The sequence below is a fragment of the Sinomonas sp. G460-2 genome, from assembly GCF_047759905.1.
In the GTDB taxonomy this organism is placed as follows: Bacteria; Actinomycetota; Actinomycetes; order Actinomycetales; family Micrococcaceae; genus Sinomonas.
Genome location: NZ_JBKZWT010000072.1, coordinates 1 through 15,229 on the forward strand (window position 1 = coordinate 1; position 15,229 = coordinate 15,229).

At 70.3% G+C, this 15,229-nt stretch carries 15 protein-coding genes; 5 read left to right on the top strand and 10 right to left on the bottom strand.

From position 1 onward, the window contains the following. On the bottom strand, positions 1–220 hold a 220-nt coding region (locus ACLN58_RS09380; protein WP_415854990.1), incomplete at its 3' end, for a LysR family transcriptional regulator. Positions 221–289: 69 nt separating this feature from the next. Here ACLN58_RS09380 and ACLN58_RS09385 point away from each other — a divergent pair. Continuing rightward, the gene (locus tag ACLN58_RS09385) at positions 290–910 is read left to right on the top strand and encodes a LysE/ArgO family amino acid transporter (protein ID WP_415854991.1); all 621 of its coding nucleotides are present in this window, start codon (positions 290–292) and stop codon (positions 908–910) included. Between the two features lie 9 nt (positions 911–919). On the opposite strand, the gene ACLN58_RS09390 is transcribed toward ACLN58_RS09385, so the two are convergent. The 9 genes from ACLN58_RS09390 to ACLN58_RS09430 form a co-directional block, all read right to left on the bottom strand. Next, a complete protein-coding gene (locus ACLN58_RS09390; protein ID WP_415854992.1) occupies positions 920–1,405 on the bottom strand; it encodes a hypothetical protein in 486 nt (161 codons plus the stop codon). A 230-nt stretch (positions 1,406–1,635) separates the two neighbouring features. Then, on the bottom strand, positions 1,636–3,147 hold the full coding sequence (locus tag ACLN58_RS09395; RefSeq protein WP_415854993.1) for a chlorohydrolase family protein: 1,512 nt from the start codon (positions 3,145–3,147) through the stop codon (positions 1,636–1,638). 7 nt (positions 3,148–3,154) lie between these two features. Continuing rightward, on the bottom strand, positions 3,155–4,210 hold the full coding sequence (locus tag ACLN58_RS09400) for a sugar phosphate isomerase/epimerase family protein (protein ID WP_415854994.1): 1,056 nt from the start codon (positions 4,208–4,210) through the stop codon (positions 3,155–3,157). A gap of 58 nt (positions 4,211–4,268) precedes the next feature. Next, positions 4,269–5,891: an ABC transporter substrate-binding protein gene (locus ACLN58_RS09405; RefSeq protein ID WP_415854995.1), complete on the bottom strand. Its 1,623-nt coding sequence runs from the start codon at positions 5,889–5,891 to the stop codon at positions 4,269–4,271. A 12-nt stretch (positions 5,892–5,903) separates the two neighbouring features. Next, a complete protein-coding gene (locus ACLN58_RS09410; RefSeq protein WP_415854996.1) occupies positions 5,904–7,061 on the bottom strand; it encodes an ABC transporter ATP-binding protein in 1,158 nt (385 codons plus the stop codon). Further along, complete coding sequence (locus ACLN58_RS09415; protein WP_415854997.1) at positions 7,045–8,124, bottom strand: ABC transporter ATP-binding protein; 1,080 nt, start codon at positions 8,122–8,124, stop codon at positions 7,045–7,047. Before ACLN58_RS09415 ends, ACLN58_RS09410 begins: the two co-directional genes overlap by 17 nt. A gap of 1 nt (position 8,125) precedes the next feature. Continuing rightward, positions 8,126–9,142 carry an ABC transporter permease gene (locus ACLN58_RS09420; protein ID WP_415854998.1) on the bottom strand — a complete coding sequence of 339 codons (1,017 nt, stop codon included), beginning with the start codon at positions 9,140–9,142 and terminating at the stop codon, positions 8,126–8,128. Between the two features lie 9 nt (positions 9,143–9,151). Beyond that, the gene (locus tag ACLN58_RS09425; RefSeq protein WP_415854999.1) at positions 9,152–10,027 is read right to left on the bottom strand and encodes an ABC transporter permease; all 876 of its coding nucleotides are present in this window, start codon (positions 10,025–10,027) and stop codon (positions 9,152–9,154) included. Further along, on the bottom strand, positions 10,008–11,063 hold the full coding sequence (locus ACLN58_RS09430; protein ID WP_415855000.1) for a sugar phosphate isomerase/epimerase family protein: 1,056 nt from the start codon (positions 11,061–11,063) through the stop codon (positions 10,008–10,010). Before ACLN58_RS09430 ends, ACLN58_RS09425 begins: the two co-directional genes overlap by 20 nt. A 220-nt stretch (positions 11,064–11,283) precedes the next feature. On the opposite strand from ACLN58_RS09430, the gene ACLN58_RS09435 reads away from it, so the two are divergent. The 4 genes from ACLN58_RS09435 to thrB all read left to right on the top strand — a co-directional run. Further along, on the top strand, positions 11,284–11,967 hold the full coding sequence (locus ACLN58_RS09435) for a FadR/GntR family transcriptional regulator (protein ID WP_415855001.1): 684 nt from the start codon (positions 11,284–11,286) through the stop codon (positions 11,965–11,967). Beyond that, complete coding sequence (locus ACLN58_RS09440) at positions 11,964–13,322, top strand: homoserine dehydrogenase (RefSeq protein WP_415855002.1); 1,359 nt, start codon at positions 11,964–11,966, stop codon at positions 13,320–13,322. Before ACLN58_RS09435 ends, ACLN58_RS09440 begins: the two co-directional genes overlap by 4 nt. Then, positions 13,322–14,455, top strand: coding sequence for a threonine synthase (thrC, locus tag ACLN58_RS09445; RefSeq protein ID WP_415855003.1), 1,134 nt, complete (start codon positions 13,322–13,324; stop codon positions 14,453–14,455). Before ACLN58_RS09440 ends, thrC begins: the two co-directional genes overlap by 1 nt. Positions 14,456–14,460: 5 nt before the next feature. Then, positions 14,461–15,229 (top strand): homoserine kinase (thrB, locus tag ACLN58_RS09450; protein ID WP_415855004.1); only part of this gene is annotated, 769 nt, incomplete at its 3' end.

Consider the following 15,229-nt stretch of genomic DNA (forward strand, 5'->3'; position numbering starts at 1 on the left):
CGAGCAGGAGGAGCTGGCGCGCCGAGCGGAGCAGCCGCTCCCCGGCCGGGGTGGGCCGCACTGGCTTGAGCCGGCGCACGAGCACGCTGCCCACCGAACGCTCGAGCGCCTTGATCCGCTGGCTCACGGCCGACGGCGTGAGCCGCAACTCGCCTGCCGCGGCCTCGAACGTCTCGAAATCGACGACGGCGGCGAGCGCCCTGAGCTGGTCGAGTTGCATGAAGAGATTCTAATGGAGATGCAAAAATAGTAAATTGATCTTTAGATTTTCTCGGCCTACCGTCGAAGGGTGATCGCCGCACTTGCCCCCTTTCTCACCGGCCTCGGAGCTGGCCTCGGACTCATCGTCGCGATCGGCGCCCAGAACGCGTACGTGCTGCGCCAGGGCATCCGCCGCGAATGGATCCTGCCGGTGGTGCTCGTGTGCGTGGCGAGCGACGTGCTGCTCATCTTCGCCGGCGTGGGCGGCGTCGGCGCGGCAGTCCAGGGGGCGCCTGTTCTGCTCGGCGTGATCCGCTGGGTCGGGGCCGCGTTCCTTGTGGCCTACGGCCTCTTCGCGGCGCGGCGGGCGCTGCGGCCCGGGGCCCTCGTGGCGGCCGAGGCCTCGCGCGGCAGCGCGACGCTGTGGTCTGCAGCGGTCACGGCCCTCGCGCTCACGTGGCTCAACCCGCACGTCTACCTGGACACGCTCGTACTCCTCGGATCGCTCGCGAACTCCCAGGGTAAGGACGGCCGCTGGCTCTTCGGCGTCGGCGCGGCCGCGGCGAGCGCGCTGTGGTTCCCGCTCATCGGCTTCGGGGCGCGCGGGCTTACGGGCTTCTTCGCGCGGCCCGCGTCGTGGCGGGTGCTCGACGGCTGCGTCGCCGTGCTCATGCTGACGCTCGCCGTGCTCCTCGCGACCGGCGGCTAGGCCCCCGGCTCAGACCGCGGTCTCGAGCGGAGGGGCGCCCACGCTCCAGACCGGGGCCCAGAGCCGGCCCGTGCCGAAGTCCTCCACGAGCTGCGCCGCGGCGCTGTTGAGCCCGCGGGCCGGATCGGGCGCCATGAGGAGCGCGGAGATCCCGGCGTCCGCGAGCGCGTCCTCGGCGGCCTCGCGATACGTCACGCCCAGCCGGGGGTCGAAGAGCTGGAGCTCGCCGTCGAGCCAGACCACGCGGTCGATCCCGCTCGTCGCAACGAACTCGAGGACGGCGTCGATCTTCCACCAGCCGGTCTCGTCGGTTGTGGGGCAGAGGAAGCAGGCCTGCGGGAGGAGCCCGATCACGTTCAACATCTCGCGGCTGCTAGGCCTGGCGAACAGAGCGCGACGGCGGGCCACCGAGCTCATGCGCCACAGGGCCGCCGCGCCCGTTCCCCGAGAAGCTCCAAGGTGCCGCGCATCGGCCACAAGCGCTAGTCCTGCCATGAATAGGGTCCCCTTCTGACGGACACAGACGGCTCGCGCTACCGCCCGTGCCGAGCGTCCTCAGCATGGCCTGTCAACTGCGCAGTTCCTATCATTAGACATGTAAATTGACATGTAAAGTGGCGAATATATGTGCGAACGCGAGGGAAGTCACCTTCTCGCCGACTCAAGTCACCTTCGGGCGCAGAAGGCCCCTTGAGGGTGACTTATCGCCGAGGAGGCGACTGCGCTTAGCAACGAGGTAACTCCCCGCCGGCCGGGACGGCTGCCGAGCGGAACGCGGGCGGGAAGAGCTCTTCGGGCCCGCGCCTCAGGATGTCTCGCTCGGAGTACGCGAGCCGCATCCGCTCGAAGAGCTCTTGCGCCCGTGAGCGCAGCGCCTCCACGTCGACCCCCAGGACGTCGCCGTCCATCGCCACTGTTTGGCCGGCCACGACGGTCATGCGCACGTCGCGCGCGGAACCGCTCATGACCACGGTCCTCAGCGGATCGTCCACGACCCCCAGCCGCACATCGGAGAGGTCGATCGCGACGAGGTCCGCTTGGGCGCCCGGAGCGAGCCTCCCCAGATCGGTGCGCCCGAGTGCGGAAGCCCCGCCGAGCGTCGCGGCCCGAAAATAGTCCGGGATACTCCCCGCGTCGAGCCGTCCGGTCACAACCTTGGCCAGGCTGCTGCCCACGTCCATGCCGCGGATCAGGTCCGGCGGGAAGCTGTCCGTGCCCAGCGCGATCCCGACTCCCGCGTCGCGGTAGCGGTCGAAGGAGCGGAGCACCATGCCGTAGTGCAGCGACGTGAGCGGGCAATGGACGATCGCGACGCCCGCCTCCGCGAGCATTGCCAGTTCAGCGGCGGTCGGCGAGGCGTGCCCGGAGTCTCCTGACCCTCCCCACCCACCCGAACCGAAGATCGCGTGCGGCACGAGCAGCCGGCATTCCAGGAGCCCTGCATCGCGGAGGAGCTCGAGGGGCCACGCGCCGCGGTGCCGCCGGAGGAGCTCGAGCTCGAGGAGTCCCTGCATCGCGTGCAGGCGCACGGGCACATCCCGCTCTAGCGCGGCCTTCGCGACGGCCCGCATGAGCTCGGGTGTGAGGGTCTCGATGCGGCACGGGAGGAGCGCGCCGCGGAGGAGGCCGTCGTCGAGCCCTTCGACGTAGTCCAGGAACCGGAGGGCGTCAGCGAGCCCGGAAACGCCCTGATCCTCGTCCCACAGGACGTCGCGCTGCCCGTCCTCGCCCACCGCATGGACACCCGAACGGAAGCTCGGCCCGACATAGGCCCGGATCCCGACGCGTCGCGCCGCATCGGCGATCGCCACGGCATCGTCGAACGTCTCAGCCCACGAGCTGTGCACCTCGGAGGCGATCGGCATGCAGGTCGTGATGCCGTGGAGGACCAACTGGGCGAGGGCGTACTCGCGGATCACGCGACGCTCCTCGAGCGTGAACACGTCCCGTCTCCCGACCTCGAAATACGTCTCCGACCACTGGAGGCCCGGCGCCGTCTCTGGCGGGGCCCACGAGTCGAGGAGCGCGTGGTCGATGTCCGCGAGCGCGTCGAGGTCGATGAACCCCGGGGCTAGCAGAGCGTTGCCGAGGTCCACTTCGCGATCGGCCGGGCCGTCCCAGCCGGGCCCGACGTGGATGATCCTCTCGTCCTCGTAGGCGACCGACGCGTCGCGGTGGAGGACGTGATCGGCTCCGTCGAAGCCGATCACGTACCTCGCATGGAGAACCGTCCGCACCGCTGCCTCAGCCCTGGGCGGGGACGGCGCGGCGCTCGACGCGCACGAGGGCGGACCTCAGGTGCTCGGCGCTGCGCCTGATGAAGTCCTCGCCATCGTACGGCTGCGCGCGGAACTCCTCGATGGTGGGCACCTCGCCGCGCTGCGCCCGCGCGTCGTAGTCCCGCGCGAGGCGGAAGAGCGCCGCGACCTCGTCCGGATCGAGGTCTGGGTGCAGGGCGCTCCAGGCATCGTCCGAGAGGCCGATCGGCATCTGCATGGTCGGTGCGGCCGGCTCGATCGACGCCCACAAGTCGGGGCTGTGCTCCCACAGGGCGCCGAGCACGCCGTCCCAGTCGATCACGCCAAGCCCGCACGGCGAGAAGCTGCGGGCCAAGCCGAAGTCGGTGATGGCGAGGACCGAATCCCTCAGGTGCGTGGCTCGCACGTAGGGCGCGGCGCGGCGTGCGGCCGCGACCGGATCCTCGCCGCGGGCCAGGACGTTGGCCGTGTCGAGGGTGATGCCCAGAACATCGGGTCCCACGGATTCGACGAGCCGCACCACCTCGTTCGTGGTGATCTCCTCGTGCGTCTCGATGTTGATGTGCACGTCGAGGTCGCGGGCGGCCGGGGCGAGCTGGTGGAGGAACTTCTCGATCGCGGCGAGCTGGTCCGGCCACGGCGCGTCGGTGCGGAACCGGTCGTTCGCGTAGTAGCCGGGGAGATTCGGCTTGTAGTTGCCGCACGCGGCCCAGAGTTCGCCGCAGTCGGCACCCTCGCGGCACGCCTCCATGAGCCTCACGATGCCCCGCGTGTAGTCGCCTTCGCCGAGGACCCGGACCTCGGGCGCCTCCGCCGCCGCGTACGGGTTGACCTTCGCGAGCCCCATCTGGAGGTACAGGCCGAGGGCGTCCGCGTGCCGGCGCACTTCCCGGAGCACCCCGCGGTCGAGGGTCGGCGTGATGTCGAGGACCGTGCGGAAGTACACGCCCTCCATGCCGAGGGCCTTCGCGTGGTCGAGGATCTCCAACGGCGTGTGGTTCGCGGCCCCAGGGATCTTGCGGCCGTCGACTCCGATCTTCATGTCTTCTCCTAGTGAACAGGTGTCATGGTGAGCCGCCCCGCGGCGGATGTGAGCCGGCCTACCGGCCCCAGTCCGCGAGGCGGAAGTTGGGCGCGTAGGCGAAGTGCTTGACGTCCGGGTTCACGACCGCGGTGAACTTCGCCCGGTAGAGGATGATCGTCGGCGAGTTCTCGAGCCACTTCTGCACGAGGGCGTCGACGATGGGCTGCTGGGCCGCCGGATCGGCCGTGTTGTTGAGCTGGTCGAGGAGCGGCGTGGTCCCCGGGATGCAGATGTGCTGGTTGTTCGTCGCCGCGCCGCACGTGAGCTTCTTGCGCAGCTCGTAGCCGCCGATCGGGGTGCTGTTCTCGAACAGGAGCGCGGACTGGTACTTGCCCTGGTTGAACAGCGTCGTGAAGTCCGCCGGGGGCTTCGCGTCAATGTTCACGGTGACCCCGATCTGCTGCCACGCGGATTGGAGCAGCGTCGCGATGTCGGAGACGCCGGGGGCCGTCGGGTTGATCATGAGATCGAGCGTCGGCGAGCTCACGCCGGACTCCGCGATGAGCTGCTTCGCCTTGCCGAGATCGTAGGTCCGCGCGGGCTCGAGCGCCGCGTTGTAGCCTGCCATCCCGGGGACCACGGGTCCGTAGTACGAGTCTCCGTAGCCGTAGGCCACCTTGTTGATGATGTCGGTGTACGGGACCGCGTACGTGAGGGCCTCACGGAACTTCACGTTGTTCGTGAGCGGGCCCTGGTAGTTCATGGACACCGTCACGGGGGTCGGGCTGTCCGCCGTGATGACCTTGCAGCACGACTGCGTGCTGAGGTTCTTCACGGCCTGCGGGGGCAGGCCCAGGGTGACGTCGGCCTCGCGGCTCTGCGCCTGCACCTGCAGGGTCGGGACCGCGGTGATGAAGTTGACGCGAACGGTCGGCTCGAGCGCGGGTGTCCCGTAGTAGTTGGGATTGCGCGTGAGCACGGCGTGGTTGCCCGGCACGTACTCGGAGAGGACGTACGGGCCGCTGCTGCTCGCCGTGTGGCTCTGGAGCCACTGGTTCGGCGAGTTTGCCTGCACGCCGCCGTTGGCCTCGATCTCCTTGGGGTCGTAGATCGAGCCGCGGCTCTGACCAAGGCTGTACAGGATGGCGGGATAGGGCTGGCTCATATGGACGACGACGGTAGTCGCGTTGGGTGCCTCGACGCCCGTGATGAGCGGGGGCTGGGTGATGCCGAGCTGGAGCGAGAGCGCGCCGCACGCACCGATCTTGAGCGTGCGGTCGAGTGAAAACTTGACCGCCGCCGCGTCGAGCGGGTCCCCGTTGGCGAACTTCTTGTCAGGCTGGAGGGTGAACGTGTACGTCTTGCCGCCGTCGGAGACGTCCCACTTCGTCGCGAAGTCCGGCTGGACCTTGCTCGGGTCGGGGTCGATCTGGGTGACCCCGGGGCTCGTCTCGGTCGTGGCGAGCTTGACGAGCCGGCCGTAGAAGTTGCTCGCGAAGCTGTTCTCGTCGCCGGGACACGAGAACGCGGGGTCGAGGCTCGTGATGTTCGTCGCCCAGTTGACCGTGAACGGTCTGTTCGCGGTCGGGGCGCTTGCGGAGCTCGGCGCACTGCACGCCGAGAGGGCGCCGGCGGCGAGCGCGAGCGCCGCACCGATCGAGGCGCGCCACAGGGGGCGCGCAGGCTGAGTTCGTGCCATGGGTATTCCTTCCTAGCCTCGGGTGTTGGTCCACGGGTTCGACGGGGATTCAGGGGTGGTGGCGCCGAGCGACGCCGCGACGGACGCCTGCAGCTCGCCGGGGAAATGGCAGGCGACCTGGTGCCCTGGGGCGACTTCACGGAGCACCGGCCGCTGGCTCGCGCACTCGGGCCGGTTCATGCCCACCGGGCATCGCGGCTGCAGCGGGCAGCCCGACCCGGGCTTCGCGCCCGCGGGGGCTGTGGTGCCCAGCGCCGTGCGGCGGCTAGCCATAACGTCCGGATCGGGGACGGGCGCGGCCATGAGCAGGGTCACGGTGTACGGATGGAGCGGGTTGTCGAAGATCTCCTGCGAGCTCGCGATCTCGACGATCTCGCCGAGGTACATGACCGCGATGCGATGGCACAGGTACTGCGCGACCGCGAGATCGTGGACGATGAACAGATAGGTGAGGTTCAGCTCCTTCTGGAGTTCCGTGAGCAGGTTGAGCACCTGCGCCTGCACCGACACGTCGAGGGCGGTTACGGGCTCGTCGAGCACCACAAGCTCCGGGTTGAGCACGAGTGCCCGCGCGATCGCGATCCTCTGGCGCTGACCGCCCGAGAACGCGTGGGCATTGCGCTCGGCCTGGGAGGCCGAGAGCCCCACGCGCTCAAGCATCTGCAGTGCCCGCTCGCGCCGCTTCGTCTCGTCCTTGAGCCCGTGCACGAGGAGCGGCTCCTCGACGAGCTCGCGGACGGACAACCGTGGATCCAGGGAGCCGTAGGGATCTTGGAACACCATCTGCATCCGCGCCCGGAGGTGGCGCAGCTCGGCCTTCGAGAGCGCCCGGACGTCGACGCCGTCGAACGTCACGGTGCCGGAGTCCGGCTCAGTGAGCCGCAGGACGCACGAGGCCGCGGTCGACTTCCCCGAGCCCGATTCGCCGACCAGGCCGAGCGTCTCGCCCCGCTTGACGTCGAAGGAGACTTCGCGGAGCGCCTTGACCTCGTTCGCGCGGCGCAGGCGCGCCCCGAGGGACTTCGAGCGGTAGGTCTTCGAGAGCTCGTGGACCTCGAGCAGCGGGCGGGGCCCGAGCTCGACGGCGCTGTCGGAGCCCAGGCGGGGCCCGCGCTCGACGGCGCTGCCGGAGCCCAGGCGGGCCGCGCTGTCACTATCGGGCGTACTCATCGCTCCTCCTCGTGAGTTCGAGCTGTCCGGCGAAGTGGCACTTCGCGAATTGGGTCCCGTGGGGTCCGTCGACGGCGACGACGGGCGGCTCGGTGCCGCGGCAGAGCGGGTTGCCCTTGCCGAGCGGGCACCTTGGCTCGAAGGAGCACCCCGTGAACGGCTGCGTGGGGTCGGGGAGCGTCCCCGGGATCGTCGAGAGCAGCCCCTCCTGGCGGCGGTCGGTGCGCAGCACGCACTTGAGCAGCTCGCGCGAATAGGGGTGCGCCGCCTGGGCGAACAGCGCGCGGCTCTCGCTCTCCTCGATGAGCTGCCCCGCGTACATGACCTTGACCGTGTCGCAGAAGCCCGCGACGATCCCGAGGTTGTGCGTGATGAGCATGAGCGCGGCGCCGCGGTCCGTCACGAGTCTGTCGAGGAGCTCGAGGACCTGGGCCTGGGTGGTGACGTCGAGCGCCGTCGTCGGCTCGTCGGCGATGACCAGCTCCGGTGAGTTCGCGAGCGCCATCGCGATGAGGACGCGCTGACGCATGCCGCCCGAGTACTGGTGCGGATAGTCGGACAGACGACTCGCCGCATTCGTGACGCCGACCTCGCCGAGGAGGTCGGCGGCCTGCCGCCGCGCCGCGCCCTTGCTGACGGGCAGGTGCGCGCGGATGTTCTCCACCATCTGCGAGCCGATCGTCCGGATGGGGTCGAACGCGCTCATCGGATCCTGGAACACGAGCGAGATGCGGCTGCCACGGATCTCGGAGAGCTTCCGGTCCGGGAGACCGCGGAGGTCAGTCCCGCCGAGGCGGATCTCGCCCGCCGTCACGCGTCCGGGCGGCTGGATCAGGCCCACGATGGACATCGCCATCGCGGACTTGCCCGAGCCGGACTCGCCGACGATCGCGAGGCGTTCGCGCCGACGGATCGTGAAGCTCACGTCGCGCACTGCTGCGACGGTCCCGCGGGCGGTCTGGAATTCGGTTCGCAGGCCCCGCACGTCGAGGAGGGTCTCCTGGTCGGCGGGGGCGGGGGTGGCGTCGATGGACATGGTGCTTGTGCTGCCTTCGGTGGTCATGTCACTTGGCTCCTGCCCGGATGCGGGGATCGACGGCGACGTACACGATGTCCGCGAGGAAGCTCACCGTCACGTAGAGGGTCGCGCTGAGCAGGATGACGCCTTGGACGACCGCGAAGTCCTTCTGCAGGATCGCGTCGACGGTCATCGAGCCAACGCCGGGCCAGCCGAAGACCTTCTCGACGAGCACGCTTCCCGTCATCGTCTCCGCCGTGAGCATCGCGGTGGCCGCGACGAGGGAGAGGAGCGAGTTCGGCACGGCGTGGCGCAGGAACACCGAGCCGCGCGTGAGCCCGCGGCTGCGGGCGACGACGATGAACGGCTCCCGCATCGTGTTGCGCAGTTGGGAGCGGAACAGCCGGCTCAGGAACGCGAACGGGCCGACGGCGATCGTGAGCGCGGGCAGAATAAGGTGCCGCGCGGCGTCAAAGAACGTCCCGAGCTGGCCGGACAGGAGCGAGTCCACCGTGTAGAAGCCCGTGATGGTTGGCGGCGGGGCGAGGCTCGGCGAAAGCCGACCCTCGGGTCCGGGGAAGAGTCCGAGATTCACGGACAGGAGCAGGATGGCCACGAGCGCGAGCCAGAACGGCGGGGAGCCCATCGCGAGCGAGGACGCGACGCGCAGCGAGACGTCCGCGCCGCGCTTCTTGCGGTAGACCGCGATCGCCGCGAAGACCGTCGCGAGGAGGACGGCCGTCACCACGCCCGTGACGCCGAGCTCGACCGTCGCGGGGAGCCGCGTCCGGACGAGATCGCTCACGGGCTGCCCGGTCGAATACGAGAAGCCGAGGTCGCCGTGGAACGAGGCCGAGATGTAGTTCCAGAACTGCTGAGGGAGCGGTGCGTCGAGGCCCATGGAGTGGCGCAGCGACGCTATCGTCGCGTCGTCCGCGAGCTCCCCGCCGACCAGGCGTGCGGGGTCGCCGGGCAGTTTGCGGAGGAGGAAGAAGGAGAAGAGGCTCGCGCCGAGGATGGTGGCGGCGGCGACCCCGAACCGTTTGAGGATGAGTTTGAGCATGAGGGGCTCCTAGTCCGCGACGATGTATTCGCCGCGCGGGTCGAGAAGCTCGCGCGCGCGGTCCGCGACGATGGTCGTGAGGGTCACGGCGATGAGGAGCACGAGGCCCGGGAACGCCGCGAGCCACCACTGGCCGGTGAGGAAGAACTGCTGGCCTTCGGTGATCATGGCGCCGAGTTCGGCCGTGGGCGGCTGGGCTCCCATCCCGAGGAAGCCCATCGCGGCGAGCGCGAGCACTGAGGCGCCGAACACGGCCGCCATCTGGAGCACGATCGTCGAGATGAGGTGCGGGAAGATGTGCCGGAAGAGGATCCGTGCCTGGCCCGCCCCGATCGCGTTCGTGGATTTGACGAAGTCGAGCGCCGCGATGCGCATGACCTCGCCGCGGATGGTCCGCATGTACCAGGGGAACGAGTGGATCGAGAGCCCGATCACCACTGCGGGGATCCCGGGCTTGAGCGCCATGACCACGGCCATCGCGAGCATGATCGAGGGGAAGCACAGGATCGAGTTCGTGAGCCACGTGAGGACCGTGTCGACCACACCGCCGAGCGCCCCAGCGAGGAGGCCCGTGACCGAGCCGAGCACCGCGCCGGCAACGACGACGACGGCGCCCGCGCCGAGCGAGGTCCGCGCGCCGTCGAGAACCCTCGCCAGCAGGTCGCGGCCCAGATTGTCGGTGCCGAGCGGATGATCGGCCGACGGCGCCGCGAGCTGAGCGGTGAGATCGGCGGCGTTGGCGTCGTAGTGCCAGAGGAACGGGCCGACGACGACGATGAGGGCGATGAGCGCGAGGCCCCCGAGGGCGCCGACGAGCACACGATCGCTCTGGACGATGCGGCGCCGGGCGGCGGCGATCCGCGGTTCAGCGACGGCTACTGCCATGATGACCTTCCGAAATCGTGTCGAGGACCTGACGGAGCCAGTGGGCGCTCTCGGCGAGCTCGTCCCGCCGCGCGAGGTGACCTGCGTCGTCGTCGTACGCAGCGAGGGGCGGGAGCCCGCCCGCGGCCGCGCGGCGTTCGCAGTCCACCGCGTGCCCGACGAGGACGGCGAGCTCGCGGGCCGTGACGTGCGGCTCGGCGTCGAACCACGCCGGGTCGAAGATGTCCAGGTCGAACCGCCCCGCGTGCTGTTCGAGGGTGAGGCGCCGCGCGGGAGACTGTTCGTCGAGCGTCCGCAGGATCGCCTCCCAGTCGAGGACGCCGGCGCCGCACGGGCGGAGGCGCCGGCGGAGCCCCCGGTCGACGATGTACAGGGCGACGTCTTCGAGATGCGTCTGGTGCACGTACGGGGCGAGCGTGCGCGTCGCCTCGACGGGATCCTCGCCGCGCACCACGAGGTTCGCGACGTCGAGGCTCACGCCGACCGCATCGGTTCCACTCGCCTCGACGAGCTGGAGCACCTCGTGCGAGGAGAGGTCCTCATGGGTCTTGAGGTTGAGGCGGAGCCCCTCCTCGAGGAGGCGCGGCACGAGCGCCTTGAGCGTTGTGGCGACGGCGGCGAGCTGGGCAGCGTGGGGGACGCTCGCGTGCTGCCGTTCCGTGCGGGTGTACGCGAAGAACTCGCGGCACCCAGCCGTCGCGGCCGCGTCGATGTGGGCATTGAGCTCGGCCAGGCGTTCGCCGGCATCGCCGAACGGCCCGAGCGAGCCGATTCCGAGCTCGACGTAGAGCCCCAACCGGGCCGCGAGCTCGCCTGCCTCCTTGAGGGCCACGCCGTCGAGCTCCGGGCTGATGGCCCGCGGTGTTGCGAAGAGCACGCCGTCGTACCCGCCCGAGCTGGCCCACGTCAGGGCCTCCTCGGGATGACCGTCTTCAAAGCCTTGGAGACGGCCGCACATGACGCCGATCCTCATCGATCGGCCCCCGGTGTCCTCGGAAATCCGAGGTTCCAGGGTCTGCGACTTTTTGGTCGTCATGCCATATGATTATCAGGCGTCTGATGTTTAGGGAAGAGGCTGTGGAGAACTTTCCCGAGTCACTCCGAGACCTGGGACGCATGTCGAGCAGCGTGCACGTGGGACACGAGTCACCATGGAGCGGGTTGCGAAGCTAATGTGCATCGCAGGCAAGAGCGGCCCCTCAGGCACCGCGTGAAGCGGCGGGCGGGTTCGTGCGAGACCGAGAAGGGGTCCGAGGATGCTCAAAGTCAACCGGGTGTCGGCCGTCGACGCCGTGATCGAGGAGATTCGCGGGCGCATCCGCGATGGCGAGTGGGCGCCGGGCGACCGGCTGCCGTCCGAGTCGGAGCTCACCCAGTCGTTCGGGATCAGCCGCGCCTCCCTCCGCGAGGCCACTCGCGCTCTGGTTCATGCCGGGCTCCTCGTGGTGCGCCAGGGCGACGGGACCTACGTCGACGCCGTGGATGAGGCGGCCGTGGCCCTCAATCGCAAGGTCACCAACAGCAAGCGGGCCGAGGTGATCGAAGTCCGCCGCGGGCTTGACGCACTCGCGGTCTCGCTGGCCGCCGCGCGCCGCACGGGCGAGGATCTGGCCGCGATGCGCCGGGCGCTCGACGACCGCAACGCCGGCGCGGCCCGTGGGGACCTCGCGGCGTTCGTCGACGGCGACACGCGATTCCACATGTCCGTGGCGAGCGCGGCCCACAACGAGCTCCTGAGCGATCTGTACGAGAGCCTCAACACTGCCTTCCGCAAGTCGATCGGGCACGCCATGGGCCAAGGCACTGAGGACCACGAGGCGCTGTACCGTGCGATCCAGGACCGTGACACGGCGACGGCGACGGAGCTCTCCCTCGCGATCATCGCCCGGATGGAAGACATGGCGGAGGCGGAGGCAGCGGAGGCATCGGACCTCCCATGACCATCGCCGAGCTGCGCCCGGGCCCGCCTCGTCCGTGCGTCGATCCCGCGGTGCTGCGGGTGGCGCTTTTGGGGTGTGGGACGGTGGGGAGCCAGGTGGCTCGGATCCTGCTGGAGGACTCGGGGGTGCTCGCGGCGCGTGCTGGGGCCCGGTTGGAGCTGGCGGGGATCGCGGTGCGCGACCCGGAGGCGAGGCGGGACGTGGAGCTCCCGCGCGGGCTGTTCACGGTGGACGCGGAGGCCCTGGTGGACTCGGCGGACCTGGTGGTGGAGCTCATGGGCGGGATCGAGCCGGCTCGGTCGCTGATCCTGCGGGCGGTGCGCAAGGGCGCCTCGGTGGTGACGGGGAACAAGGCGCTGCTGGCCCAGGACGGCCCGGCGCTGTTCGAGGAGGCGGACCGGAACAACGCGGAGCTGAGCTTCGAGGCCGCGGTCGCGGGGGCGATCCCGATCATCCGCCCGATCCGGGAGAGCCTCTCGGGGGACCGGATCACGCGGGTGCTGGGGATCGTGAACGGGACCACGAACTACATCCTGGACCAGATGGACTCGACCGGGGCCGCGTTCGCGGACGCCCTCGCGGAGGCGCAGCGGCTCGGGTACGCGGAGGCGGACCCGACGGCGGACGTGGAGGGCCAGGACGCGGCGGCGAAGGCGGCGCTGCTGGCGACGCTGGCGTTCCACACCCCGGTGGCGCTGGAGGACGTGCGCTGCCAGGGCATCACGGGCGTGACGGCGGAGGACATCGCGGCGGCGAAGGACTCGGGCCTGGTGATCAAGCTGCTCGCGATCGCGGAGCTGGTCGAGACCCCCGCGGGGGTCGAGGGGGCGAGCGTGCGGGTGCACCCGACGCTGCTGCCGCGGGAGCATCCGCTCGCGGCGGTGCGCGGGGCGTTCAACGCGGTGTTCGTCGAGGCCGAGAACGCCGGCGAGCTCATGTTCTACGGGGCCGGGGCGGGCGGGCGCCCCACGGCGTCGGCGATCATGGGCGACCTCGTCTCGACCGCCCGCCGCATCGTCGCCGGCGCGCCCGGACGCACCGACACCGCGACGCGCAAGCTGCCCGTCCTCGGCATCGAGGCCGTGACGACGAGCTACAGCATCGGCCTCGAGGTGGCCGATCAGCTCGGCGTGCTCTCCCGCGTCGCGGCGGTCTTCGCCGAGCATGGCGTCTCGATCGAGGCCATGCGCCAGACGCTCGACGGCGGCGAGCCCGGCTCGGGCGAAGGCCGTGCGGAGCTGCGCTTCGTGACCCACCGCGCGTCGGAGAAGGCCCTCGCCGAGACCGTCGCCGACATCAAGAACCTCGACGTCGTCGAATCCGTGACGAGCGTCCTCCGAGTCGAAGGAGTCTAGTGGCCCACCAGTGGCGCGGAGTCATCCGCGAATACGCCGACCGTCTGCCCGTCACCGAGGCGACCCGCGTCATCACCCTCGGTGAGGGCGGCACGCCGCTCGTGTACGCGCAGAAGCTTTCGGCCCTCACCGGCTCCGACGTGTACCTGAAGGTCGAGGGGATGAACCCCACGGGCTCCTTCAAGGATCGCGGCATGACGATGGCCATGACGGCGGCCGTCGCGGCCGGCGCGAAGGCCGTGGTGTGCGCGTCGACCGGCAACACGTCCGCGTCCGCGGCCGCGTATGCGACGTCGGCGGGCCTCACGTGCGCGGTGCTGGTGCCCGAGGGCAAGATCGCGATGGGCAAGCTGAGCCAGGCCATCGCGCACGGCGCGACCCTCCTCCAAGTCGACGGCAACTTCGACGACTGCCTCGAGATCGCCCGCAAGCTCGCCGAGGCCTACCCCGTGTTCCTCGTCAACTCGGTCAACCCCGCCCGCATCGAGGGCCAGAAGACGGCCTCGTTCGAGATCGTCGACGCGCTCGGCGACGCGCCGGACATCCATGTCCTGCCGGTGGGCAACGCGGGGAACATCTCCGCGTACTGGAAGGGCTACAAGGAGTACGCGAAGGATACTGTCTACACCTCGGGGGAGGGCGCCTGGGACGCCTCGGGCGACGAGCGCACGCTTCCCGCGGTTTCCACCAAGCTGCCCGTCATGTGGGGCGTCCAGGCCGCTGGCGCTGCGCCGTTCGTGGCGGGCCACCCCATCACGAACCCCGAGACCATCGCGACGGCGATCCGGATCGGCAACCCCGCGTCGTGGGACACCGCCGTCGCGGCCCGCGACGAGTCGGGCGGCCTCATCGAAGCTGTGACCGACGAGCAGATCCTCGCCGCGCACCGCTGGCTCTCCGCGAAGGAGGGCGTCTTCGTGGAGCCGGGATCGGCCGCGAGCGTCGCTGGCCTCCTCAAGCAGCACGAGGCCGGCCTGGTCCCGTCCGGGAAGACGATCGTGTGCACCGTGACGGGTCACGGCCTCAAGGATCCGCAGTGGGCGCTCCGCACCGAGGGCGGCGGGCAGGTCGAGCCGGTCAAGGTCGAGAACGACGTTGTGAGTGTCGCCTCGGCGCTCGGGCTGGAGCCGTAGGCCCCATGAGCCTTCAGACGCCGGCCGCGGCGGCCTCCCTGCGTACCGTCGCGGCCGGGCAGCGCATCACGGTGCGCGTCCCCGCGACCAGCGCGAACCTCGGGCCCGGCTACGACAGCCTCGGGCTCGCCCTGTCGCTCTACGACACCGTGAGCGTCGAAACGCTCGACGGCGACGAACTCGCCTTCGAGTTGAGCGGCGAAGGTGCGGACACGCTCCCACGGGACGCGAGCCACCTTGTGGTCCGGACGATCGATGCCGCGCTCGAGCGGCTCGGCTACCGCCGCTCGGGCCTGCGCCTCTCTGCGGTGAACGTGAGCCCGCACGGGCGCGGCCTCGGCTCGTCGGCGTCCGCGACCGTCGCGGCGGTGCTCGTTGCCGCCGAGCTTGTGGACGCGGAGGTCCGCCCCGACCGGCAGTGGGTGCTCCAGCTGTGCAGCGAGATCGAGGGGCATCCGGACAACGTGGCGCCCGCAATCTTCGGCTCGCTCGCGCTCTCTTGGCAGGACGGCGCGGCGTTCCGGACCGCGGTGGCGCGCGTGCACCGCGACGTGGTGCCGATCGTGGCCGTCCCTGACTACGAGCTCTCGACCGAGCTCGCGCGCTCGCTCCTTCCCTCGTCGGTTCCGCACAGCGCGGCGGCGGCGAACTCGGGCCGCGCGGCGCTGCTCGTCCACGCCCTCACACAGGACCCGTCGCTGCTCCTCCCAGGGACCGAGGACTACCTGCACCAGGGCTACCGCGCGTCCGCGATGCGCCCGAGCGCGGCGCTCA

Excerpts from the sequence above, each read along its gene's own strand:
- ACLN58_RS09430 (WP_415855000.1), bottom strand. The coding sequence starts at position 11,063 with ATGACGACCAAAAAGTCGCAGACCCTGGAACCTCGGATTTCCGAGGAC.
- ACLN58_RS09440 (WP_415855002.1), top strand. The coding sequence starts at position 11,964 with ATGACCATCGCCGAGCTGCGCCCGGGCCCGCCTCGTCCGTGCGTCGAT.
- ACLN58_RS09410 (WP_415854996.1), bottom strand. The coding sequence starts at position 7,061 with ATGAGTACGCCCGATAGTGACAGCGCGGCCCGCCTGGGCTCCGGCAGC.
- ACLN58_RS09390 (WP_415854992.1), bottom strand. The coding sequence starts at position 1,405 with ATGGCAGGACTAGCGCTTGTGGCCGATGCGCGGCACCTTGGAGCTTCT.
- ACLN58_RS09405 (WP_415854995.1), bottom strand. The coding sequence starts at position 5,891 with ATGGCACGAACTCAGCCTGCGCGCCCCCTGTGGCGCGCCTCGATCGGT.
- ACLN58_RS09415 (WP_415854997.1), bottom strand. The coding sequence starts at position 8,124 with ATGACCACCGAAGGCAGCACAAGCACCATGTCCATCGACGCCACCCCC.
- ACLN58_RS09400 (WP_415854994.1), bottom strand. The coding sequence starts at position 4,210 with ATGAAGATCGGAGTCGACGGCCGCAAGATCCCTGGGGCCGCGAACCAC.
- ACLN58_RS09435 (WP_415855001.1), top strand. The coding sequence starts at position 11,284 with ATGCTCAAAGTCAACCGGGTGTCGGCCGTCGACGCCGTGATCGAGGAG.
- ACLN58_RS09420 (WP_415854998.1), bottom strand. The coding sequence starts at position 9,142 with ATGCTCAAACTCATCCTCAAACGGTTCGGGGTCGCCGCCGCCACCATC.
- ACLN58_RS09425 (WP_415854999.1), bottom strand. The coding sequence starts at position 10,027 with ATGGCAGTAGCCGTCGCTGAACCGCGGATCGCCGCCGCCCGGCGCCGC.